The sequence below is a fragment of the Cellulomonas sp. P24 genome (genome assembly GCF_024704385.1).
Lineage (GTDB): Bacteria > Actinomycetota > Actinomycetes > Actinomycetales > Cellulomonadaceae > JAJDFX01.
In genome coordinates, this window is the sequence record NZ_JAJDFX010000002.1 from 1,023,119 (window position 1) to 1,045,753 (window position 22,635).

Consider the following 22,635-nt stretch of genomic DNA (forward strand, 5'->3'; position numbering starts at 1 on the left):
GTCGGCCCCGGACGAGGACCCAGACGAGGACGACGTGCCCTGCTGGGAACCGGGTCCTCGCCGTCGAGCCGACGACACACCCTGTGGACCCGGCACGGCCCCCCAACCTGCGTCCCGTGCGCCGGGGCAGCGTCCCGGCCACCGGCGACGCTGTCCCGGTGCGGATCACGGTCGAGTGGCGTCCCGGCGGAGACCAGTGCCCGGGTGCGGTCGTCGGCGTGGTGCCCGAGCTGTCGCCCGGTCCGGCGCCGTGCCGGGTCGACGTCGACGTCTCCGAGGGGAGCCGGCTCGGAGTCCTGCGCGCGTCGCTGGCCGCGCTCACCGGGATCGGCGAGATCGCGGCGCCAGGAGCACGGTTCTCCGTCGGTGCCCGGGCCGTCGGCGACGACCAGCTCTGCGGCCTGGCACCGCTCGAGGCCGGGAGCGTCCTCACCGTCGGCCCGCCGAGGCCGGACCCGGCGGCCGACGCCCTGCGCTCCGTCTGGCACCTCGCCGTCCTCTCCGGCCCCGATGCGGGTGGCCTCCGCGGGGTCGATGACGCCACCGTCGTGGGGCGCGGTCCGGGCGTGGATCTCCAGGTCGACGACCCGCAGGTCTCCCGGCGCCACCTCACGGTGCGACGGCGTGGCGACCGACTCCAGGTACGCGACGACGGCTCGCACAACGGCACCGTGCGACGGCGTCGTGGGCGCACCCGTCCATTGTCCCGGCAGGTCGGGAGCCTGCGCGCGGTGGGACGCTGGCACCGCCTGCGCGACGGCGATCGGCTGGTCCTCGGCTCGACGTCGATCGAGGTGCGGCACCGTGACGGTACCTCCGCCCGAGCGTCCGCTCCCGGAGCGGCGGGCGCGTCCGCGCCACCCGGGCCGCACACCACCACGGTCACGTCGCCGGTGGCGCTCTCGACGTGGTTCACACCCGTCGTGTCCGCCGTCGTGCTGGCGATGGGCACGGGCAACCCGCGGATGCTCCTGCTCGCGGCGACCGGGCCGGTGCTGGCTCTCGTCCAGCTCGTCGCCGGGCTCCGATCACGACGGCGCGTCCGACACGCGTCGCCGTCCTCCGACCGCGGGGCGCCACATCCGGCAGCACCGTCGGGACGCGTCGCCGACGTCGCGGCGCGTGACGCCGTCGTCGTGCCGAGCCCTGCTGACGTGGTGACCGGCACGCTCCGGCTCCACGAACGACACCCGGGCGCTCCCGGGATCCGCCCGCTGCACCTCGCGGACCTCACCCCCGATGCCTGCCTCGCCGTGGTCGGCCCTCGAGAGCACGCCCTCGCCGTCGCACGGGGCCTGGTGACCGCAGCGACCGCATCGGGGGGCGCCGACGACGCGCCACCCGTGGTCGTCCGCCATCCCCCGGGTGCCTCACCGCAGTGGTCGTGGTGCCGTTGGATCGGCACGGCCGCGCTCCTGGCGGCCGACGACGCCGCCGGTACCGCGGCGACCCGGGCCCCACGCCCCAGCGTCCCGGTCGCGGGACACGGTCCGCACGCCGCTGCGCTGACGGTGATCGATCCGTCAGGTGGCCCCTGGCCGGCCTCGGCGTCGTCGCTGTGGCGAGATGCGCCTGCCGGGAGTCAGCTGATCCTCGTCGGCGGCAGCCTCGCCGACGTCCCGCCGTGGTGCCACACCGTCCTGGAGGTCGAGGCGGGTCGCGCCGACGCGCTGTTGCGCTGCTCGGACGGACGCACCTACCCGGTGCCCCTGCCGGCCGTCTCGATCCGCACCGCGGAGCACCAGTCGCGTCGCGCGGCCGCGCTGCGGGCCCGCACGCGCGGCACGAACGAGCCGGACGGGCTTCCCGCGAGCGTCCCGTGGAACCGGCTCCCCGGTACTCCTGATCTCCGGGACGGTCCCGCGTCGGACGAGATCACCGCGCGGTGGTCGGGCTCGTCGACCGATCCCGGCCTGGCGGTGCCGATCGGGATCGGCGTCGGTGGCGCGGTCGTCTCGCTCGACCTCGTGGCCGACGGTCCGCACGCGCTCGTCGCCGGGACCACCGGGGCCGGGAAGTCGGCGCTGCTGCAGACCCTCGTGCTCGGCCTCGCGTCGACGAGGTCGCCCGCCGACCTCGCGATCGCCCTGATCGACTACAAGGGTGGCGCGAGCCTGGGCGACTGCGCCCGGCTCCCCCACGTCGTCGGGCAGGTCACCGACCTCGACCCGGCCCTTGCGATGCGCGCGCTCGCCGGGTTGCGTCACGAGCTGCGCCTGCGCGAGCGGCTCGTCGCCGCGCACGGAGTCAGCGATCTCGACCAGCTCCGCAGTGCCTGGGCGGCACGCGCGTCCGGTCCCGCACCGTCACCGACCGAGCTCGTGGAACCGCCGCCCCGCCTGCTCGTGGTCGTCGACGAGTTCCGCGCACTGGCCGACGACCTCCCGGGTTTCCTCCCCGACCTGCTGCGGATCGCCGCGCAAGGGCGGTCGCTCGGCATGCACCTGGTCCTCGCGACCCAACGCCCCGGCGGGGCGGTGAGCGCCGACATGCGCGCCAACATCTCCCTGCGGATCGCCCTTCGTGTCACCGACGAGGCAGACTCCCTGGACATCGTCGGTGTGCCGGACGCCGCGCGGACCCCGGCAGGCGTGCCGGGTCGCGCCGTCGTGCGGCGCGGCACGGCACCCGCAGAGCTGGTCCAGGTGGCGCACGCCGACGTGCGGGGCGACGGGTCAGGCGGGGACGTCGGTGTGCGTCCCGCTGCCGCGTGGGGCGACCTCGGCCCGGCCGCGGGAACCACACCCTCCCCCTCCAGGGACGCGGCGGAGGACGCCCGCGCCGTCGTCGGCCTCTCCCGACATGTCGACGCCGTCGTCGCGGCAGCCGTCGCGGCCGGCGCCCGTGCGCCCCGCGCGCCGTGGCTCCCGGAGCTCCCCACATCCCTGCCGCTCGACGCCCTCGCGGACGACGGCTCCCCTGGCCTCCCGTTCGCCCTCGCGGACGTCCCCGAGTCGCAGGCCCGGGCTGTTGCGCGTCTCGCCGTCGGGCAACACCTGCTGGTCGTCGGCGGCGCCGGCTCCGGTCGCACCACCACGCTCCGCACACTGGCCGTGTCGGGACTCTCCGCCGGCTGGCACGTCCACGCGGTCGGCCTCGACGGCCAGCTCGCCGACCTCCGCGCGCATCCGGGCCTGGGGACGGTGGTCGGTCACGGTGACGGTCGCCTGCTCGGTCGTCTCCTCGACCTCCTGGTGCGACGCGACAGCGGCGGTGTCCCGGCCCTGCTGGTCATCGACGGTCTCGAACCGCTGCTGGACGTGCTCGACCAGCTCGACAGGTCCGGAGCGGCCCGTGGACGCACGACGCTCGCGAGTCTGCTGCGCGACGCGCGGTCGCGCGAGGTCTCGGTGGCGGTCACCGCCGCACCGGCGACCGGGATCCGCAGCGAGTTCCCGGAGATCGTCGTGCTCCCGGGCACCGACCCGGTGACACGGACGATGCTCGGCGTTCCTGCCTCCCTCGGGGAGCCGACCGCGTCGGGACGTGCGATCCATCTCGGGGGTGCCGGGACGGATTCCGCCCGGGTGTGCCAGATCGCCGTCGCCGAGCAGCCTCCGGGCACCACACAGCTGCGCACCACTCCGCCGGGCACCACACCAACGGGCACCACACCACCGGGCACCACACCAACGGGCACCACACCACCGGGCAGCGACCCTCTCCGCCTGGCCCCGATCCCGCTCGAGGCCCCGGTCGTCTCGCCGCGGACGCGCAGCCGCGCGGCCACCTGGGTCGATGTCGGCCTCGGTGGCGACGACGCGACCGAGACGGGTCTCGACCTGTCGCGCGGTGCGCTCGTCGTCGGCCCGCCCGGCTCGGGCCGGTCCACGACGCTCGGTGTGCTCGCCGGGCAGCTCGGGTGCACGACGGCCCTCCACGTCGTCACCGCCGACGGTCGACCGCTCCCGGGCCTCCCTGACACTGCACTCACGACGGCGACCTGGTCGTTCGATGCGGCAGCGCTCCGCCGGCTCGTGGGCGCGATCGCGGCGGCCGAACGTCCTCTCGTCGTCGTGGTGGACGACCTCGACGACCTCGAGCGCCTGCGCCCGCAGGAGTGCGGGGAGCTCGTCGACGTGCTCACCGTGCCCTCCACCGGCAGCGGCCCGCGGGCACTGGTGGCCTCGGCACGCACCGCACGTGTCTGCGTCGCGTACCGCGAGCCCTGGACGAGTCTGCGGGCGACGCGGCGCGGGATCGTCCTGTCGCCCGGTGAGTCCGGTTCCGACGAGGTGTTCGGCACACCGCTCGACCGGTACCGCGACCACGATCACCCTCACCTCCCGGGTCGAGGTGTCGTCCAGGCCGGGTCTGTCGTCACCCCGGTCCAGGTCTATCGCGGCGTCGAGCCGCCCGGGCTCCCGGAGGCGTGAGCAGAGCCGGTCGTGAACGCGACGACCGGGGGAGGAGGAGAGCAGCAGTCACCGCCACGGCCACCACCAGCGCCGCGGTCGCAGCGGCCGTGACCTCGACGCCGAGCCAGCCGACGGCCATGACGCCGAGGAGGACCTGCCAGGTGATCACCGGTGACCTGGCCCAGCGTCGGCCGGCCAGCAGGGCGCGCGCCGCCTGGAGGAGCACCGCGGCGACAAGGAGGCAGAACACCGCGAAGAACACCATCGCTCCCGGGAGCGCTGCGTCGCCCCGGACGAGCGAGACCACCGAGACTCCCGTCACCACGACCAGGGCCACGGCCTCCAGCAGGATCAGGCCGACCGCCACGATCAACGCCGCCGGCCGGTGCGACCACGTGGCGTCACGGCCCGTCGAGCCCGTGCGACCGCTCCCGTCCCGGGAGGCGCCCCGACCAGGGGCGGCAGCTCCTCGGCGGGCGCGCGGATCGAGGTCTCGGACCGGGTCGTCGGAAGGCACGCCACGACTCTAGGGGCTGCCTGCGCCGCACCGCGTGCGGGGCCGGGGTCCGTCCCGACGGTGCTGCGCCCTCGCGGCGATGACGGCGATCGGCACACGGACCCAACAACCGTCGCACACAATCGCGCCGGAATGTGATGAAGGCCTCATCTGTTATACGGCTGAAACCTTCTCGTAACCCCTTGTGTGTTGCCCGGACAGGTGTGACGCTTGTCCTTAGCAGATTCCCCCTTCCGAACCAAACCGCCTCTGATCGAGGCTGCCCTGTCATGGGCTGCGGTTCGCCTTGCGCCTAGGAGAAGTCATGGACTGGCGTCACAACGCTGCCTGCCTCGAAGAGGACCCGGAGCTCTTCTTCCCGATCGGGAACACGGGCCCGGCCCTCCTCCAGATCGAGGAGGCGAAGGCTGTGTGCCGTCGCTGCCCGGTGATGGACACGTGCCTCAAGTGGGCCCTCGAGTCGGGTCAGGACGCCGGCGTCTGGGGCGGCCTGTCCGAGGACGAGCGTCGCGCGCTCAAGCGCCGCACCGCTCGTCAGCGCCGCGCCAGCTGAGCACTGCACCAGCTGAGCACCGCGCCGACTGAGGACCCCCTCAGCTGAGCACCGCGCCCCTGGGCGACCGCGCCGACGTCGCACGCGACCGGCGCACGGTGTCGTCGGTCGTGCTCAGGCCGTCAACGGTCTGAGCACGACCTCGACCGCTACCTCGGTCCCGCCACCCTCGCGGGACCGCCACTCGATCGTCCCGCGCAGCTCGTTCGTCACGAGCGTCGACACGATCTGCGTGCCCAGACCTGACATCGCCCCGCCGGTGTCAGGCAGCCCGACCCCGTCGTCGGCGACCACGACGCTGAGCTTGTCGCCGTCCCGGACCGCCGTGATCTCGACGGTCCCTCCCTCGGCTGCGGAGAGCCCGTGCTCGACCGCGTTCGTGACGAGCTCCGTCAGCACGAGGGCCAGCGCCGTCGCGTCCTGCGCGGGCACCAGACCGAACGTCCCTGACGTCACCGTCCGCACCTGACGACCTGCCGACGCGACGTCGGCGGCCAGCCGCAGGCTCCTCCCGACGAGGACGTCGAACGGCACGGTCTCGTCGAGGGTCTGGGACAGCGTCTCGTGCACGAGGGCGATCGTGGACACCCGCCGCATCGCCTCTCCGAGCGCCTCACGCGCCTCGGGCGAGCTCATCCGACGGGACTGCAGGCGCAGCAGTGCCGCGACGGTCTGCAGGTTGTTCTTGACGCGATGATGGATCTCCCGGATCGTCGCGTCCTTCGTGATCAGCTCCCGCTCACGGCGACGCACCTCGGAGACGTCGCGGCAGAGCAGCACGGCGCCGTCCCGGTGCCCGTTCTCGGTCAACGGGATCGCGCGGAGCGACAGCGCCACTCCCCTGGCCTCGATGTCCGTCCGCCACGGGGCGCGACCCATGATGACCAGCGGCATCGACTCGTCGACGGGTGAGTTCTGCTCGATCAGGTCGGTCGTCACCTCGACCAGGGAACGACCCACCAGGTCGCCCATCACGCCGAGCCGGTGGAAGCAGCTCAGGGCGTTCGGGCTCGCGTAGAGGACCTCGCCCTCGGAGTTCATCCGGATCAGGCCGTCGACCACGCGCGGCGCACCCCGGCGCGGCCCCGTCGGCGCGTTCGGCGCCGGGAACTCCCCACGGCTCACCATGCCCATGAGCTCGTCGGCGGCCTCGACGTAGTTGAGCTCGAGCCTGCTCGGTGTGCGCGCACCACCCAGGTTCGTCTGCCGGGCCAGGACCGCGATCGCGCGTCCACCCCGCACGACGGGGATCGCCTCCTCGCGGACGGCGTACGACCCGAACCACCGTGGCTCGCGCGACCGTTGGGCGCGAAGCTCGGTGAGAGCGGTCTGGAGCTGGACACGCTGTCCCTCGGGGGCATGGGTGCCGACGATGTCGTCGTAGTGGACGGTCGCGCCCGTGCTCGGTCGGCACTGCGCGATCGCCACGAAGTCGCCGTCGTCGGTGGGCAGCCACAGCACGAGATCCGCGAACGCCAGGTCCGAGATCAGCTGCCAGTCGCCGACGAGGAGGTGCAGCCACTCCACGTCCACCGGGGCGAGGTCGGAGTGCCGGAGAACGAGATCGTTGAGGGTGGGCACGTGACCAGCGTAGAGCGAAGACCGTGCGGGCCCGCGTCTGCCCATCCGCGCCGCGTGCCTGCTACGCGTCTGCCAGGTGCTCGCTCATGCGCGCCCGGCGCGCAGCCACGCGCGCTAGCCTCCTGGTAGTGGCCGGGCGGATCCCGCGGAGCCCGTGAAACGTCCTCAGGAGGTCAACGATGCGCCTGCACGTCCGGATCCCGTTCCCGGCGGACGTCTCGGCCGCCGCGGCGATGCTCGCCGATCCCGAGTACATCCACGCCAAGATCCGGGCGACCGGAGCGCTCGACCATCAGGTCACGGTGTCCTCCGACCCCGGTGGCGCGTTCACGGTGACGACCCGTCGGTCGATGCCGACGTCGGACATCCCGGCGAACCTCCGTGGCTTCATCGGGTCGAGCCTCGACGTCCGCCAGGTCGAGGCCTGGGAGCCCGAGCGCGCCGGTGCTCGTCGCGGGACCGTCGTGGTCGAGATCGCCGGTGCTCCTGTCCGGCTGACCGGGACCGCGCTGCTCGCACCCACGCCGGGCGGTTGCGAGCTCGCCTACGAGGGAGAGGTCAAGGCCGCCATCCCGTTGTTCGGGAACGCGGTGGAGGGCGCCGCAGCGCAGGCCATCCGGTCGGCGCTCGCCGCCGAGGAGGACGTCGCCCGACGCTGGATCGCGGACTCGGGGGCTGCCCCCGCGGTGTGACGGCGGGCATGGGCGACGACGCCGGCAGCCGCCGTCAGGTCGAGTCGCGCTCGACGAGCGACGGGGTCAGGATCACCGGCTCGCCGGGAACGACGTCGCCCGACATCCGGCCGAGGAGAAGGGTCCCGGCGGCCCGCGCCATCGCGACCACGGGGCTCGCGACCGTCGTGAGCGCGGGTGCCGTCGACGCGGCCACGCCGAGGTCGTCGTAGCCGACGACCGCCACCTGTCCGGGAACGGCGATCCCACGCGCAGCCAGGTACCCGAGCGCGCCCGACGCCATGAGGTCCGAGGCGACGAAGATCGCGTCGACGTCCGGGTGCACCGCGAGCAGACGCTCGACCGCGGCAGCGCCACCCGCCGGGGTGAAGTCCCCCTGCTCGACCGCGTCGTCCGCCACCCCGGCGGCAGCGAGCGCCTGCCGCCACCCCCGGAGCCGGTCGACGCCCGCGGACATGTCGGCGGGCCCGGCGAGGGTACCGATACGACGATGCCCGCGCGCGAGCAGGTGGGCGGCGGCGAGCCGCCCGCCCTCGACGTTGTCGACGTCCACGTACTGCACCCCGGCGACGCCGGCCGCCGGCCTCCCGATGAAGACCAGCGGCAGCTGCGACGCGAGCATCGGGTTGTCGACGACGTCGCGACGGCGGTGCGACGCCACCACAGCGCCGTCCACGTGCCCGCCACGCACGTAGTCCACCGCCCGACGGGCCGCCTCGCCCGGTCGCACCAGCATGAGGACGAGCTGGACGTCGGTGTCGGCGAGTGCTGCGCTCAGGCCGCGCAGGGTCCCGGCGAAGAACGGGTCGCTGAGCACGCGCTCGTCGGGCTCAGGGACGATCAGCGCCACCGAGTCCGTCCGGCCGGTCGCGAGGGCGCGCGCGGCGCGGTTGGGACGGTAGCCGAGCCTGGACACCGCACGCTCGACCACGGAGCGCGTCGCCGCGCTCACGTGCGCCTCGCCGTTGACCACGCGCGACACCGTGGCGCGCGAGACACCCGCGGCGCGGGCGACCTGGTCGAGGGTCGGCGTGTCCCGGCCCGCCGTCCTGCCGGGAGGTCCCGGATCGATCGACATCTGGGAGGCTCCTTCCCCGGCGACGTCGGCGCGGATGGTGATCGGACGGCGGATCGGGTGGCGCACGCGGACGTGCGCCACCCACGGGTGCGCCGCGGACGGCGCCCCGCCTCGGTACGCGGCCGGCGTCAGCCCTTGACCGCCCCCCTGCATGATCCCGCCGACGATCTGACGACCGAGGAACAGGAAGATCACGATCAGCGGGAGGGTGCACAGCAGGGTCCCGGCCATGATGATCGAGTGGTCCGGGACGTAGCCACCGCCGAGGTTGTTCAGCGCGACCTGGACGGTGGGGTTGTTCGAGGTCAGGGCGATGATCGGCCAGAAGAAGTCGTTCCACGACGTCATGAACGTGAGCATCGCGAGCACCGCCATCGCCGGTCGTGCGATCGGCAGGACGATCGACCAGAAGATCCGGAACGCCGACGCGCCGTCGACCCGCCCGGCCTCGACCAGCTCGTCCGGCAGCGCCTCCACCAGGGCCTGTCGCATGAAGAACACACCGAATGCGGTAACCACGGTCGGAAGGATCACCGACTGCAGCTGGTCGGTCCAGTGCAGGTTGGCCATCAGGATGTAGAGCGGAATGACCCCGAGGGTCGGCGGAATCATCATCGTGCCGATCGTGAACCCGAAGAGAGCATTCCGCCCGGTGAATCGGAGCTTGGCGAACGCAAACCCGGCCAGGGTCCCGAAGAACACCGTCCCGACCGTCACCGTCGTCGAGACCAGGAGCGAGTTCACCAAGGCCTTCGGGATGTTCGCCTGCGGTGTGTTCCAGGCCGCGGTGACGTTGTTCCAGAGGTCTCCACCAGGAAACAACGGCGGCGGCACCTGGTTCATCTGGGCATTGCTTCTGCTGGCGATCACGACCGTGTAGTAGAACGGCGCAATGAAGGCGATCGCCGTCAGGATCAGCACGACGTAGGACGGCCAGCGTGCTGCGAGCTGGCTGCCTGCGCCGGACTTCTTCCTCGGCTCCCGGTTGCCGCGCGTCGCGTGCTGCGCGGACGTTCCGGTGCGGACGGTGGACGTGGTCATCGGGAGGTCCCCTCGACGTCGGCGGTGCTCGGGAGCTTCGGCGTGCGATCGCGCATCCGGGCGATCGTGAGGTTGAGCACGACGAAGATGACGACGAGGAGCAACGTCGCCCATGCGACGGCCGCCGCACGACCGAGCTGCAGGTACTGCCACCCCTGCTGGTACATGTACAGGCTGAGGGTCTGGTACTGGTGCGAGGCGCCGCCGTTGTACGCCTGCTGCCCTCCGCCGCTGAACAGGTACGGCTCGCCGAAGAGCTGCGTCGCACCGATCGTGGAGACCACGATCGTGAAGAGGATGGTGGGCCGGAGGCCGGGCAACGTCACGTTGGTGAACTGCCGCCACCTGCTCGCGCCGTCGATCGCCGCGGCCTCGTAGAGGTCCTTCGAGATCGACTGCATCCCGGCCAGGTAGATGAGCGCGTTGTAGCCGGTCCAGCGCCACGTGACGATGACCGCGATGGCCACCTGACCGGACCAGGACCCGTTCTGCCAGTCGATGTGCTCGACGCCGAAGAGCCCGAGCATCCAGTTGATCAGCCCGTAGTCACGGCCGAAGAGCTGGGAGAACACCAGCGTCGCTGCCGCCACCGACGTGGCGTACGGCATGAGCATCGTCACCCGGTAGAAGTTGCGGGCCCGGAGCTGGTAGTTGAGCACGTGCGCGAGGCCCAGTGCGATCAGCAGCTGCGGGACGGTCGAGATCACCCCGAGGGTCACGGTGTTCTTCAGGGCGTTCCAGAAGAACTTGTCCTGGAACAGCCAGGTGAAGTTCCCGAGACCCGCCCAGGTCTTGGTCCCGCCGAGCCGGTAGTTGTACAGGCTCATGTAGGCGGTGTAGACGAGCGGGAAGATCCCGAAACCCACGAAGAGCAGCAGGAACGGCGAGACGAACGCGTACGGCGAGGCCTTGGTGTCCCAGCGGGACAGCCGTTGACGCCAGGCGCTTCGCTCCGGTCGAGCGGCTGGGCCCAACCGGTCGGACGGCGGCTGCTGTGCGAGTCGGTGGGTGGACGAAGACGTGGTCACGGGTGCCCGCTCCCCTTGAGTCGATGACGGTGACGGTGATGCGAACCCGGGGGCGGCCGATGTGACGGCCGCCCCCGACTTCGCGCTGACGTGGTGTTGCAGGTCAGCCGACCTGCGACTTCACCGCCGCCTGGACGTCCGACCACGCGGTGGCCGGGGCGACGCCCTGTGCCTCGACCTGGGTGAGGCCGTTGGTGATCTGGGTCTTGACGTCACCGTCGTGCAGGCCGAGCGTCTGCACCGGTGCCGACTTCGCGGCGTCGCCGAAGATCTTGCCGATCGGCGCGTCGCTGAAGTACGGGTCCGTGACCGTCGCGACAGCAGCGATCGCCTCGGTGTTCGACGGGAAGTTGCCGACCTTCTGGAACACCTTCTGCTGCTGGGCCGACGCGGTCAGCCACGCGATGAGGTCAGCGGCCTCGGCCTGGTGCTTCGACGCCTTGGGGATCGCGAGGTACGAGCCGCCCCAGTTGCCACCCTCGCCGCCCGGGAGCGCTGCCACGTCCCACTTGCCGCTGCCGGAGTCGCCGGCCTGACCCTTGATGTAGCCGATCATCCACGACGGGCACGCGAGCGTCGCGAACGATCCGGTCGAGAACGCCTGGTTCCACTGGTCGCTGAACTGGGCGAGCTTGGCGGTCAAGCCGTCCTGCGCAGCCTTCACCGAGAGGTCCCAGGCGTTCTTGATCGCGGGGTTGGTGTCGTAGATGAGCTTGCCGCTCGCGTCGTAGTACTGCTCCTTCGACTGCGAGAGGATCGCGTTGTAGAGCCCACCGGTGGAGTCGGTCCAGGCGCTGTTCGCCGGGGCCTTCGCCTTGTACTGCTCACCCAGGGCCAGGTAGTCCTTCCAGGTGCTCATCTTGGCCGCGAGCTCGGTGGGGTCGGTCGGCAGGCCCGCCTCCTTGAGGAGGTCGGTCCGGTAGCAGATCGCCATCGGGCCGATGTCGGTGCCGAGGCCGATGACCGCGCCGGAGGAGGTCGTTGCCGCCTTCTCCTTCCAGTCCACGAACTTGCTGATGCCGTCCTTGGCGGACGTCGTCTTCAGGTCGACGAACTTGTCGCCGAGCTCGCTGGTCGCCTGGGCGATGCGCCCGACCTCGATGCCCTGCACGTCGCCGACGCCGCTGCCGGCGTTGAGGTGCGTCAGGAATGCGGGCCAGTAGTCGCCCTCCTGCTCGACGGAGGTGTAATTGATCGTGATGTTCGGGTGCAGCTTCTGGTACTCGTCGAAGAGGCCGGCCTCCTTGTACCCGAATGTACCGAAGAGGTTCACGTCGAGCGTGACCTTCGCTCCATCCCCCCCTGCCGTGGTAGCGCTCCCACCGCTACCGCTCGACGAGCACGCGGTCATGAGAAGTGCGCTCGCGCTCAGCACAGCGGTCAGCGCGATTGCCCTGCTTCTTGTCTTGCGCATGAATTCCTCCTGTGGCCTCAGCATTGAGGCCCTCGGGCCCGGGAGACCGCCCTGGTCGCCGGGAGAGACAGAAAGCGCGCCGCGTTGTGTGGGAGCGCTCTCACTTCGTCGTCACGATTATGTGTGCGGCCCACGGATGCGTCAACTCCCCGTGATCCAATCGTTACCGGCACTGCGCTTCTTCGGCGGTTCGCGACGCCGTTCCACGCCCCTGGCCCGCAGGCTTCTCGCCCCGGTACGCGCGCTGCTCGGGGTCAGCACCGCCCGAGTGGGGCATCATGCTGAGGGGGGACGGGCCAGTGCCGGCCCGCTACGCACCAACGCTTGGAGGAACGACCATGACGGTCGGAACGTCCGCCGCCCGGTCCCAGTCCCGCCCGGCCCCCACGCTGGAAGAGGTCGCCGAGCGCGCCGGCGTGTCCCGGTCGACCGCGTCGCGCGCGATCAACGGGGGCCTGCGCGTCTCACCGGAGGCGCTCGCCTCCGTCGAGGCCGCCGTCAGCGAGCTGGGCTACACGCCGAACCGCGCGGCACGGTCCCTGGTGACCAGGCGGACGGACTCGATCGCACTCGTCATCCCCGAACCCGACGAGCGTGTCCTGTCCGACCCGTTCTTCGCCGGCACGCTCAGTGGCCTCAGCGCAGCCCTCCAGTCCTCGGACCTCCAGCTGGTCCTCCTGATCGCTCGTCCCGGCGACAACGCCCGGACGCTGCGGTACCTGCGCAACGGGCACGTGGACGGCGCCGTCGTCGTCTCCCACCACCGGGACGACTCGGTCGCCACCGCCCTCCTCGAGGCGCGTGTCCCGTACGTGTTCATCGGCCGTCCGCTCTCGGGTGACCACACGATCCAGTACGTCGACGTCGACAACGTCCGAGGTGCCCGGATCGCGACCGAGCACCTGATCGCACGTGGACGTCGACGGATCGCCACGATCGCCGGCCCCGAGGACATGGCCGCCGGGATCGACCGCCTCGAGGGCTGGCGCACCGCGATGACCACCGCCGGGCTCGCCGACGACGCGGTCACGTATGGCGACTTCACGCTCGAGGGAGGTGCTGCTGCCGTCCGCCCGCTCCTCGCCGAGCACCCCGACCTCGACGCGATCTTCGTGGCCTCGGACCTCATGGCCGTCGGGGCGATGCGCCACCTCGCCGAGCTCGGCATCCGGGTCCCTGACGACGTGGCGATCGTCGGCTACGACAACCTCGCGCTCGCCTCGACGATGCGGCCTCCGCTCACGACCGTCGTCAACCCCGTGGTCGCGATGGCCAAGGCCGCAGGCACGTTCCTGCTCGACCAGCTCTCGGGGCCCAGCACGGTCGCCCGCACGACGATCTTCTCCCCGGAGCTGATCGTCCGCGCGTCCTCCTGACCCCACGGCGGGTGTGGAGCGCAGCCGCATCCGCCGACGACCACGACACCACGGCACGCCCGCGCGCTCTGCACAGTCCTGCGTGGCAGTCTGTGTCTCCGAGAGCAGCCTCGACGACCGGCAGCGTGGCCGGTGCAGGCGCCCCGACGAGGCCAGGAGGCTGAACAGCATGACCCAGTCCGAACCGGATCTCTCCGCACCGCTCGCGACCGCCAAGGCGCAGCTCGCCACAGCGGTCGGCATCCTCGGGTACGACGACGGACTGCACGCGATGCTCGCGACGCCGCGGCGGGAGATCAACGTCGCGATCCCGCTCCGCCGTGACGACGGCTCGACGACGCTCTTCACGGGCTACCGCGTGCAGCACAACATCTCCCGGGGTCCGGGCAAGGGTGGCGTCCGGTACGCACCGTCCGTGGACATCGACGAGGTGCGTGCCCTCGCGATGCTCATGACGTGGAAGTGTGCCGTCGTCGAGCTGCCCTACGGCGGCGCCAAGGGCGGGATCGCGATCGACCCGCGCGAGTTCTCCAGCCGCGAGCTCGAGCGCGTCACCCGGCGGTACACGAGCGAGATCATGCCGATGATCGGCCCCGAGCGCGACATCCTCGCACCGGACATCGGCACGAACGAGCAGACGATGGCCTGGGTCATGGACACGTACTCGGTCAACCGCGGCTTCACAATCCCGGGCGTCGCGACGGGCAAACCACTCGCCGTCGGCGGGTCCCTGGGCCGCGCCACCGCGACGTCCCGCGGCGTCGTGCACGCGACCCGCGCCGCCCTCGCCGATGCCGGTGCGACGCTCGCCGAGGTGAGCGTCGCCATCCAGGGGTTCGGCAAGGTCGGGTCGCACGCCGCACGCTTCTTCGCGGAGGCAGGTGCGACGGTCCGGGCGGTGACGGACCAGTACGGCGGCGTCCAGGCGGACGGTGGCCTCGACATGCCGGCGCTGCTCGACCACGTCGCCACCACCGGTTCCGTCGTCGACTTCCCCGGCGGCGACCCGATCACCAACGAGGCCCTGCTGGCCCTCGACGTCGACGTCCTCGTCCCGGCCGCAGTCGAAGGCGTCCTCGATGCCGACACGGCCGCACAGGTCAAGGCCCGCTGGGTGGTCGAGGGCGCCAACGGCCCGACGACGATCGAGGGCGACCGTGTGCTCGCGGAACGGGGGATCGTCGTCGTCCCGGACATCCTCGCGAACGCCGGTGGCGTCGTCGTCTCGTACTTCGAATGGGTCCAGGCGAACCAGGCGTACTGGTGGACCGAGCAGGAGATCGAGGAGCGGCTCGAGCACCGGATGATGACGTCCTACGCGAGCGTCGCGGAGGTGGCCCGTGCGGACGGCCTGTCGCTCCGCGACGCCGCGCTGGTGATCAGCGTCCGCCGCGTCGCCCAGGCGCACCAGATCCGCGGGCTGTACCCCTGACGGGTACCGCACCGTCCGTCACCCCGGGATCGTCCGTCCTCCCGGGGTGACGGACGGGGAAGCATCGCGCGACGTCGTGCGTTGACCCGCCGTGACCACACCACGCGTACCGCTGTCCGTCCTGGACCTCTCCACCGTCAGCGACGGCGGCACGAGTCGAGACGCGCTCGCGGCGACGACCGCCCTCGCCCGACGTGCGGACGAGCTCGGCTACACGCGGTTCTGGGTCGCGGAGCACCACTCGATGCCCGCGGTGGCGTCGACGGCACCCGCGGTCCTGATCGCGCACCTGGCGGCGCACACGGGGCGGATCCGCATCGGATCCGGCGGCGTGATGCTCCCGAACCACCCGGCACTCGTGGTCGGCGAGCAGTTCGCGATGCTCGAGGCCCTGTACCCGGACCGCATCGACCTCGGCATCGGCCGTGCACCCGGCGCCGACCCGGTGACCGCCGCCGCCCTGCGCCGGAGCGCCAACGGCGACCCGGTCGAGCAGTTCCCCGTGGACCTCGCCGACACCCTCGCGCTGCTCGGTCGGCCCGCACCCGGTCGTGCGCTCTCCGCCGTCGCGCAGCGCCTGCGCGCGACACCGGCAGCGATCTCGAGCCCGCCGGTCTGGCTGCTCGGGTCGAGCACCTACAGCGCGCGGCTCGCCGGTGAGCTCGGGCTGCCCTTCGCCTACGCGCACCACTTCTCGACGGGGCAGACCGACGCCGCCGTCGCGACGTACCGCGAGTCGTTCCGCCCGTCGGAGGCTCTCGCCTCGTCGCGCCTGGTCCTCACGACGTCGGTGCTCGTCGCGCCGACCGTGGCCGAGGCCCGGTTTCTCGCCGGTCCGAGCCGCGTGATGGCGCTCAGCCTGCGCACCGGACGGCTCGGCCCGGTCGTCTCCCCCGACGACGCGGCCGCCGCCCTCGCCGAGCTCGAGCGGACCGCACCCGCCCAGCTCAGCGCCCTCCTCGCGGAGCTTCCCGGCACCCAGGTCGTCGGCACCGTCACGGATGCGGTCGCCGCGCTCGAGGCCCTCGTCGACCGCACCGGGGCGGACGAGCTGATGATCACCGGGACGGCCTACGACGTGCAGACCCGGATCGAGACCCTCGAGCACCTCGCGGCGGGCTGGGGACTGCACGCACCCGACGCGGGCGAACGAGGGTCCGCGGCCGGCTCCGCTCAGGTCAGCGGCTGACGGTCCGCCCACTCGGCGAGCGCGACGCGCGGGCCCGTGAAGAACGGGATCTCCTCACGGACGTGGCGCCGCGCCTCGGTGGCCCGCAGGTCGCGCATGAGGTCCACGATCCGGTGCAGCTCGTCTGCCTCGAACGCGAGCAGCCACTCGTAGTCGCCGAGAGCGAACGCCGACACCGTGTTCGCCCGGACGTCCGCGTACCCCCGTGCCGCGCGACCGTGCTCGGCGAGCATCTCGCGACGCTCGGCATCCGGCAGCACGTACCACTCGTAGGACCGCACGAACGGGTACAGGCACAGGTAGGCCCGCGGCTCCTCCCCGGCCAGGAACGCCGGGATGTGCCCCTTGTTGAACTCGGCCGGCCGGTGCAGCCCGACGTTCGACCACACGGGCTCGAGGAACGCGCCGAGCTCGCTGGCGCGGAGACGGTGGTAGGCGCCCTGGACCTCCTCGATCGTCTCGGCGTGCCACCACACCATGAGGTCGGCGTCGGCCCGCAGGCCGCCGACGTCGTACCAGCCCCGGACGACGAGCCCGTCGGACGCGACCGCCTCCTCGGCGAGGGCGACGATCTCGGCCCGTGCCTCTGGATCGGCCGGCAGCGCGGAGGACGTCATGAAGACCGACCACATCGTGTACCGGATCGTCGCGTTGACGACGTCAGCGGAGACGGTCTCGGCCGGTCCCGAGGTGTCACGGTCGGCAGCGGTGCTCATGAGCGGGTTCCTCCTGGTGCTGGGTGGTACGGGATGAGTGACGTGGGACGGGTGGACGCGGTGCGAGTCAGTCCCGACCGCACAACGCGGGGACGCCGGAGTCCACACCGGCGCGCTGCCGGCAGCACCCAGGCAGGCAGACGTCGGCGACCGCGCCGAGCCGACCGACCACCGCGCGCTCCGGGGTCTCGCCCCGCTCGGCGGCGGCACGCTCGAGGACGAGGTCGACGATCCCGGCGACGAACGCCGGGTGGGTGCCCACCGTCGCGGCACGCACGGCGGTGAGGCCGAGCTCGCGCGCGGTCTCCAGCGCCTCGGTGTCGAGGTCGTAGACGACCTCCATGTGGTCGGAGACGAAGCCGATCGGGGCCAGGACGACCCCGGAGGTCCCCGCGACCGACAGCTCCCGCAACGCGTCGTTGACGTCGGGCTCGAGCCACGGCTGGCTCGGCGGGCCCGACCGCGAGCAGTAGGCGAGCGACCAGGTGAGCTCGACGCCGAGCCGCGCCCCCGCCTGCTCCGCGACCACAGCCGCGACGTCCAGGTGCTGCTCCCGGTACGACGGCCGTGCGGCGCCGGAGGCCTCCTCCATCGTGTCCGGGATCGAGTGCGTGACGAACACGAGCGGGGTGGCCGAGAGATCGGCGCCCGAGGCGCGCAGCTGCTCGAACGCCGCGACGACCGCGTCGGTGTTCCCCTCGACGAACCCCGGGTGGTTGAAGTACGACCGGACCTTGTCGAACCGGATCCCGAGCTCGCGGTCGAGCTCCTCTTCGAGCGCGCCGACCGTCAGAGCGAGGTCCTCGCGGTACTGCCGGCAGCCCGAGTAGGACGAGTAGGCGCTCGTGACGACGGCGAGCACGCGAGTCGCGCCCAGCTCGCCGAGCTCGACCAGCGCGTCGCGCGTGTACGGCGCCCAGTTGCGGTTGCCCCAGACGACCGGCAGGTCGATGCCTCGGCGGGCAAGCTCTGCGCGCAGGGCGGCCAGGAGTGCCAGGTTCTGCCCGTTGATCGGGCTCCGCCCGCCGACGTGCTCGTAGTGCTCGGCGACCTGAGCGAGCCGCGCGTCCGGGATCCCCTTGCCCGCGGTGACGTTGCGGAGGAACGGCATGATGTCGTCGGGCTCGTCGGGTCCACCGAACGAGAAGAGCAGGAGCGCGTCGTAGGGCGCGGCACCGGCCGCGACGGGCGAGGCCGATCCGGTCGTCGGAGAAGTCACCCGTGCATCTTCGCACCGTCACCTTGGTGCAGGGGACCTGACGGGCGTGCTCCGATCCTTGCCGGGGCAGTCGCTAGAACGATGCGTGGGCTGCGACCTCGGCACCGAGCTCCTGAGCGATCGACTCACCCCACGCGCGAACCGCCACGAGATCGCGATGATCGCCCTCGCGCCCCCGTGCGGCCGCAATGATCGTCCGCTCGGCGAAGGACAGGACACTGCGGTCCAGTCGACCGGCAAAGCTCCGGTGCGCCCGCGCGGCGACCCGTTCACGGAGGTCTCGCATCTCGGTCGGTGAGTTCGCCATCGATGCGGGCTGGGTCGCGAGGCCGGACGAGAAGAGCCAGACCGGTCGGTGCGAGAGTGGTGTCGCGGCACGCTCGGCGAGCTCACGGGCCTCGGGCAGCCACCGTCCGTTGTAGACCGCGGAGCCGAGCACGACGGCGTCGTACGGGTCGATCAGTGCGACGTCCGCCGGGTCGAGCTCGTCGACGTCGTGACCCGCGTCCGCGAGCGCCGCCGCGATGACAGAACCGATCTCACGCGTCCCTCCGTGGCGCGAAGCCACGGCCACAAGAACTCGCATGCTGCCGCCCCTTCTCGTCGCGCTCTGGATTGCCGATCAGCTTCTATCGTTGCCCGGCCTGCCATCGGCCGCGTGGGCCGGAGGTCCCTGCGCGCGGCATGCTGGTGCCTGCCCGGACGTACCGACCTCGAGGAGTACCGTGCGCCGACCTGCTGCCGTCCTCGTCGGGACGTTCGTCGCCGTCCTGACCTTCGCCGGCTGCACGCTGACCTCCACAGGTGACCTCGCGACGCCGCGCCCGTCGGGGGACGCCACCCTGCCCGAGGTGATCGGTGCACCCGGCACCGCACCCACGCTGAGGTTCCCGTCCACCCCTCCCCCGTCCTCGCTCGCGAGCGAGGTGCTCGTCGAGGGCGACGGCCCGACAGTCCAGGCCAACGACCTCATCGTGGCCGACTACCTCGGACAGGTCTGGGACGGGCCGGTGTTCGACAGCTCGTACGCGCGCGGGCAGGTGCTCGTCGAGCGTCTGCGCTCTCTGGTGCCCGGTTGGGCGGACGGCCTCACCGGCAGGACCGTCGGCAGCCGCGTCCTGCTGTCGGTGCCTCCGTCGGAGGGCTACGGGACGGTCGGCAAGCCGGGCACGGCGATCGGCGGCGGCGACACGATCGTCTTCGTCGTGGACCTCATCGGCTCGTTCGGCACCACGGCGTGCGGCGACCCGCACGCGACCGCGGCCGGGTCCCCGCCCGACGGCGTCGTCGTCTCCGGGCTCCCCGGCGCACCGCCGTCGATCCGCGTCGTAGCGGGCACCCCGGCACCGACGGCGGCGAGCGCGACGGTCCTCGCCCGAGGGACGGGCGAGCGGCTGGTCGCCGGTACCGCCCTGGTGCAGATCGCCGCGACGGACTGGGCGGGCAAGGACCCGGGGTCGACCTGGGACGACTCCGGACCGATCCAGGTGTCGACCCGTGACGGCGCCCCGTACGCCGGACTCGCCGCGGTGCCGGTCGGCAGCCGGGTGCTGGTGATCCTGCCGTCGTCCGGTGACGTCCCCGCAGTCGCCAGCGTGGTGGACGTCCTCGCACAGACCTGACCGCGTCGGTGGTCCGCGCGATCGGCCCGGTCACTGCCGGCGCCCCGGGCGTCAGCGACCGGTACCGCGGGCCCGTGCCGTCAGTCGGTGCCGACGCCGCCGGCCGGCCCGTCCCCCTCCTGGTCCGGGAGGTCGGCCTGCGCCAGCCGCAGCGTCTCGGTCAGCCGGGTCAGCGTCTCCAGGTCGCTCGCGCTCAGCGCACCCGCCACGTAGCGGTGGATGGTCCGGACGTGTCGACGCCCCAGCTCGCGCTGCCGGGCCGCGCCTGCGTCCGTCAGCTGGACCGTGATGCCGCGGGCGTCGTCGGCCGAGGCTCGTCGCTCGACCAGCCCGGCGCGCTCCAGACGGTCGACCAGCCGGCTCAGGCTGGGCTGGCTGAGGAGGATGCTCCGGTTGAGGTCTCGCAGGCGCAGCCGCCCGCCGGGTGCACGCGAGAGCGTGAAGAGGACGTCGTACTCCCGCATCGAGAGGTCCTCCCAGATGTGGTCGGCCTGCAGCCGCCGCATGACCGCGACCTGGGCGCGGAACAGCGACTCCCATGCCTCGCTCGCGGTGCGCGCATCCGCTCGGTCCCGCTCCGGTATCGCCACCACCGCCGCCTCCTGGTCTTCGGCATCGCCGCCCACGTCCATGCATCTGCATGATCCTCCTGGAGAACCCCGTCGGCGCGCGTGCCACTCCGTGCCTGCCGCGTCGGGGTGCCGTCCGCACCGCCGTGCACGGACAATGGCGCGATGACGACCGTCATCGTGCTGCTGCGTGGCATCAACGTCTCGACCGGCACCCGGGTCCCGATGGCCGAGCTGAGACGGATCGCGACGGCCGCGGGCTACGCGGGCGTGGCCACGCTCCTGAACAGCGGGAACCTCGTGCTCGACACCACCGAGGACGCCGCGACCGTCGCCGCCCGGGTCCGGGCCGGGCTGCACACCTCCCTCGGGCGCGACGTCGACACGATCGCGATCACCGCGGACGAGCTCGACGTGGCGACAGTCGCCAACCCGTTCCCCGACGAGGCCGCCGACGACCCGGCGCACCTTCTCGTCACGTGGTACCTCGAGCCGCCCGACGCCGACCGGGTCGCCGCGTTCGACCCCTCCCGGTACGGCCCCGAGCGCATGCGGTGGCACGACGGCGTCAGCTACACCTGGTACCCGGCCGGCATCGGTCGCTCGGCGCTGACGCCGGCGGTCCTCACCCGCGCCCTCGGACCGGGGACGGCGCGGAACTGGTCCACGGTCCTCAAGCTCGCCGCATCCGTCCGGGCGCGTCGGTGACCGGTTCACCCAGTGGTTAACTGGCACCGTGCAGACCACTGAGCAGGCCTCCGACGCGAGGACGACCTACGTCCTCGTCGACGGCGAGAACATCGACGCCACCCTGGGCTCGTCGATCCTCAACGGTCGCCCGTCGCCCGAGCAGCGACCCCGCTGGGAACGTGTGCTCGACTTCGCCGCGCGCGCCTGGGACCAGCCGGTCAAGGGCCTGTTCTTCCTCAACGCGTCGTCCGGGACGATGCCCATGGCGTTCGTCCAGGCGCTGATCGCGATCGGGTTCCAGCCGATCCCGCTCGCCGGCGAGTCGTACGAGAAGGTCGTCGACATCGGCATCAAGCGGATGCTGACCGCCCTCGTGGACCACCCGGGTGACGTCCTGCTCGCGAGTCACGACGGCGACTTCGTCCCCGAGATGGAGCAGCTGCTCGAGAGCGACGACCGCCGCGTCGGGCTCCTCGCGTTCCGCGAGTTCACGAGCTCGGCCCTCAACCAGCTCACCGCGAACGGTCTGCAGACGTTCGACCTCGAGCACGACGTCCAGGCGTTCAACGTCCAGCTCCCCCGGCTGCGGATCATCCCGCTGGCCGAGTTCGACCCGTTGCGGTACCTGTAGGGACCCGTCGGGGCCTGTCGGGACGCGTCAGAACCGGTCGCACGCACGGTCGCTGCCGGCGGTACGGCTCACGCCCCGGCGCCGCCGCGGTGCCGGTCGTGCACCGGGGTGGCCGCTGTCGCGCGGCCTGCCTCGTCGTCGCTCGTGCGTGCCAGGTGCAGCACGCAGTGGCGAGGACCGACGAACGCGTCGAGCTGGGCCGCGGTGAGCGGGCCACCGACGTGCGCGAGCACCCCGCGGGACACCCCGAGGAGGACGCTGCACACGACCTCGGGGCTCTCCTGCGCGAGCTCGTAGAACGGGCAGCCGTGCATGTGCACCTCGAGCGTCTCCGGGTCGGCCTCCGGCTCGAAACCGAGCGCGTCGAGCCGGGCCTCGAGAGCGGCGAGCTGCGCGAGCGACGACGGGTCGGCGGCGTCGGCCGGTGCGCGGGCAGGCGTCCGGCTCGGTGGCGGCGCGGTGGAGTCGTCGGCCTCGGACGAGAGCCGATCCCCCCATGCGAACCCGGCGTGCTCGGCCGCGACCGTCGGCGACTCCACCGCCTGCCCGTAGCCCGCGACGAGGATCCGCGCCATCTCCTCGCGCACCCGGTTGCTGCTCGTCTCGGCGTCGACGCGCTCGACCGCGCTGTAGAGCATCCGCGGGCGACCGCGCGTGCACCGGACCTCAGGGTGCCGTGCGACGAGACCCGCACCGATCAAGCAGTCCAGGTGCTCCCGGGTCGTGTTGACGTGGAGGTCGATCGCCTCCGCGAGCGCATCGACGCTCATCGGCGCGCCCTCCTGCTGAAGCAGGCGCAGCAGGGTGACCCTGCTCTCGGACGCGAGGGCACGGTATGCGCTGACTCGGCGGGCCGCCATGACTCCAGCATTCATGGATTTACACGCCCGCACCTAGGACCTTCGAACGCACTTTGATCGGTAGCGTGA

At 72.2% G+C, this 22,635-nt stretch carries 19 protein-coding genes; 9 read left to right on the forward strand and 10 right to left on the reverse strand.

From position 1 onward, the window contains the following. Positions 1–116 precede the first annotated feature (116 nt). Entirely contained in the window at positions 117–4,376 is a 4,260-nt protein-coding gene (locus LJB74_RS04830) for an FtsK/SpoIIIE domain-containing protein (protein ID WP_259307458.1), read from the forward strand. Here LJB74_RS04830 and LJB74_RS04835 read toward each other — a convergent pair. Further along, entirely contained in the window at positions 4,321–4,875 is a 555-nt protein-coding gene (locus tag LJB74_RS04835; RefSeq protein ID WP_259307459.1) for a hypothetical protein, read from the reverse strand. The genes LJB74_RS04830 and LJB74_RS04835 overlap by 56 nt on opposite strands. Positions 4,876–5,179: 304 nt before the next feature. Here LJB74_RS04835 and LJB74_RS04840 point away from each other — a divergent pair, with 304 nt between their 5' ends. After that, on the forward strand, positions 5,180–5,428 hold the full coding sequence (locus LJB74_RS04840; RefSeq protein ID WP_259307460.1) for a WhiB family transcriptional regulator: 249 nt from the start codon (positions 5,180–5,182) through the stop codon (positions 5,426–5,428). Positions 5,429–5,542: 114 nt separating this feature from the next. Here LJB74_RS04840 and LJB74_RS04845 read toward each other — a convergent pair whose 3' ends face one another. After that, positions 5,543–7,009: a sensor histidine kinase gene (locus LJB74_RS04845; RefSeq protein WP_396125120.1), complete on the reverse strand. Its 1,467-nt coding sequence runs from the start codon at positions 7,007–7,009 to the stop codon at positions 5,543–5,545. A 179-nt stretch (positions 7,010–7,188) separates the two neighbouring features. On the opposite strand from LJB74_RS04845, the gene LJB74_RS04850 reads away from it, so the two are divergent. Further along, the gene (locus LJB74_RS04850) at positions 7,189–7,701 is read left to right on the forward strand and encodes a DUF2505 domain-containing protein (RefSeq protein WP_259307462.1); all 513 of its coding nucleotides are present in this window, start codon (positions 7,189–7,191) and stop codon (positions 7,699–7,701) included. A gap of 34 nt (positions 7,702–7,735) precedes the next feature. Here LJB74_RS04850 and LJB74_RS20595 read toward each other — a convergent pair whose 3' ends face one another. The 3 genes from LJB74_RS20595 to LJB74_RS04870 all read right to left on the reverse strand — a co-directional run bounded on the left by LJB74_RS20595 (position 7,736) and on the right by LJB74_RS04870 (position 12,262). Then, positions 7,736–9,820: a substrate-binding domain-containing protein gene (locus LJB74_RS20595; RefSeq protein ID WP_310650811.1), complete on the reverse strand. Its 2,085-nt coding sequence runs from the start codon at positions 9,818–9,820 to the stop codon at positions 7,736–7,738. Next, positions 9,817–10,848 carry a carbohydrate ABC transporter permease gene (locus tag LJB74_RS04865; protein ID WP_259307463.1) on the reverse strand — a complete coding sequence of 344 codons (1,032 nt, stop codon included), beginning with the start codon at positions 10,846–10,848 and terminating at the stop codon, positions 9,817–9,819. Before LJB74_RS04865 ends, LJB74_RS20595 begins: the two co-directional genes overlap by 4 nt. A gap of 103 nt (positions 10,849–10,951) precedes the next feature. Then, positions 10,952–12,262, reverse strand: coding sequence for an ABC transporter substrate-binding protein (locus LJB74_RS04870; protein ID WP_259307464.1), 1,311 nt, complete (start codon positions 12,260–12,262; stop codon positions 10,952–10,954). A 338-nt stretch (positions 12,263–12,600) separates the two neighbouring features. Between LJB74_RS04870 and LJB74_RS04875 the strand changes: the two genes are divergently transcribed. From LJB74_RS04875 to LJB74_RS04885, 3 genes are all read left to right on the forward strand, one after another. After that, on the forward strand, positions 12,601–13,638 hold the full coding sequence (locus tag LJB74_RS04875) for a LacI family DNA-binding transcriptional regulator (RefSeq protein ID WP_259307465.1): 1,038 nt from the start codon (positions 12,601–12,603) through the stop codon (positions 13,636–13,638). 169 nt (positions 13,639–13,807) lie between these two features. After that, the gene (locus LJB74_RS04880) at positions 13,808–15,070 is read left to right on the forward strand and encodes a Glu/Leu/Phe/Val dehydrogenase (RefSeq protein WP_259307466.1); all 1,263 of its coding nucleotides are present in this window, start codon (positions 13,808–13,810) and stop codon (positions 15,068–15,070) included. 91 nt (positions 15,071–15,161) lie between these two features. Next, entirely contained in the window at positions 15,162–16,259 is a 1,098-nt protein-coding gene (locus LJB74_RS04885) for an LLM class flavin-dependent oxidoreductase (RefSeq protein ID WP_259307467.1), read from the forward strand. Here LJB74_RS04885 and hemQ read toward each other — a convergent pair. The 3 genes from hemQ to LJB74_RS04900 form a co-directional block, all read right to left on the reverse strand. Continuing rightward, a complete protein-coding gene (gene hemQ / locus LJB74_RS04890) occupies positions 16,244–16,975 on the reverse strand; it encodes a hydrogen peroxide-dependent heme synthase (RefSeq protein ID WP_259307468.1) in 732 nt (243 codons plus the stop codon). The genes LJB74_RS04885 and hemQ overlap by 16 nt on opposite strands. Positions 16,976–17,042: 67 nt before the next feature. Beyond that, positions 17,043–18,194: a ferrochelatase gene (locus LJB74_RS04895; RefSeq protein ID WP_259307469.1), complete on the reverse strand. Its 1,152-nt coding sequence runs from the start codon at positions 18,192–18,194 to the stop codon at positions 17,043–17,045. Between the two features lie 73 nt (positions 18,195–18,267). Next, positions 18,268–18,780, reverse strand: coding sequence for a flavodoxin domain-containing protein (locus tag LJB74_RS04900; protein WP_259307470.1), 513 nt, complete (start codon positions 18,778–18,780; stop codon positions 18,268–18,270). 139 nt (positions 18,781–18,919) lie between these two features. Between LJB74_RS04900 and LJB74_RS04905 the strand changes: the two genes are divergently transcribed. Then, entirely contained in the window at positions 18,920–19,816 is an 897-nt protein-coding gene (locus tag LJB74_RS04905; protein WP_259307471.1) for an FKBP-type peptidyl-prolyl cis-trans isomerase, read from the forward strand. Positions 19,817–19,896: 80 nt separating this feature from the next. Here the strand turns inward: LJB74_RS04905 and LJB74_RS04910 are convergent, their stop codons facing one another. Then, complete coding sequence (locus tag LJB74_RS04910; protein ID WP_259307472.1) at positions 19,897–20,448, reverse strand: MarR family winged helix-turn-helix transcriptional regulator; 552 nt, start codon at positions 20,446–20,448, stop codon at positions 19,897–19,899. Positions 20,449–20,550: 102 nt separating this feature from the next. Between LJB74_RS04910 and LJB74_RS04915 the strand changes: the two genes are divergently transcribed. Both LJB74_RS04915 and LJB74_RS04920 read left to right on the forward strand, forming a co-directional pair. Beyond that, entirely contained in the window at positions 20,551–21,093 is a 543-nt protein-coding gene (locus LJB74_RS04915; protein WP_259307473.1) for a DUF1697 domain-containing protein, read from the forward strand. 28 nt (positions 21,094–21,121) lie between these two features. Then, positions 21,122–21,706 carry an NYN domain-containing protein gene (locus LJB74_RS04920; RefSeq protein WP_259307474.1) on the forward strand — a complete coding sequence of 195 codons (585 nt, stop codon included), beginning with the start codon at positions 21,122–21,124 and terminating at the stop codon, positions 21,704–21,706. Between the two features lie 68 nt (positions 21,707–21,774). On the opposite strand, the gene LJB74_RS04925 is transcribed toward LJB74_RS04920, so the two are convergent. Further along, the gene (locus LJB74_RS04925) at positions 21,775–22,566 is read right to left on the reverse strand and encodes a metalloregulator ArsR/SmtB family transcription factor (protein ID WP_259307475.1); all 792 of its coding nucleotides are present in this window, start codon (positions 22,564–22,566) and stop codon (positions 21,775–21,777) included. Positions 22,567–22,635 lie beyond the last annotated feature (69 nt).

What these genes read in the sequence shown, in the direction of transcription:
- LJB74_RS04875 (WP_259307465.1), top strand. Translation starts at nt 12,601, where the DNA reads ATGACGGTCGGAACGTCCGCCGCCCGGTCCCAGTCCCGCCCGGCCCCC.
- LJB74_RS04915 (WP_259307473.1), top strand. Translation starts at nt 20,551, where the DNA reads ATGACGACCGTCATCGTGCTGCTGCGTGGCATCAACGTCTCGACCGGC.
- LJB74_RS20595 (WP_310650811.1), bottom strand. Translation starts at nt 9,820, where the DNA reads ATGACCACGTCCACCGTCCGCACCGGAACGTCCGCGCAGCACGCGACG.
- LJB74_RS04880 (WP_259307466.1), top strand. Translation starts at nt 13,808, where the DNA reads ATGACCCAGTCCGAACCGGATCTCTCCGCACCGCTCGCGACCGCCAAG.
- LJB74_RS04840 (WP_259307460.1), top strand. Translation starts at nt 5,180, where the DNA reads ATGGACTGGCGTCACAACGCTGCCTGCCTCGAAGAGGACCCGGAGCTC.
- hemQ (WP_259307468.1), bottom strand. Translation starts at nt 16,975, where the DNA reads ATGAGCACCGCTGCCGACCGTGACACCTCGGGACCGGCCGAGACCGTC.
- LJB74_RS04870 (WP_259307464.1), bottom strand. Translation starts at nt 12,262, where the DNA reads ATGCGCAAGACAAGAAGCAGGGCAATCGCGCTGACCGCTGTGCTGAGC.
- LJB74_RS04850 (WP_259307462.1), top strand. Translation starts at nt 7,189, where the DNA reads ATGCGCCTGCACGTCCGGATCCCGTTCCCGGCGGACGTCTCGGCCGCC.
- LJB74_RS04900 (WP_259307470.1), bottom strand. Translation starts at nt 18,780, where the DNA reads ATGCGAGTTCTTGTGGCCGTGGCTTCGCGCCACGGAGGGACGCGTGAG.
- LJB74_RS04925 (WP_259307475.1), bottom strand. Translation starts at nt 22,566, where the DNA reads ATGGCGGCCCGCCGAGTCAGCGCATACCGTGCCCTCGCGTCCGAGAGC.
- LJB74_RS04910 (WP_259307472.1), bottom strand. Translation starts at nt 20,448, where the DNA reads ATGGACGTGGGCGGCGATGCCGAAGACCAGGAGGCGGCGGTGGTGGCG.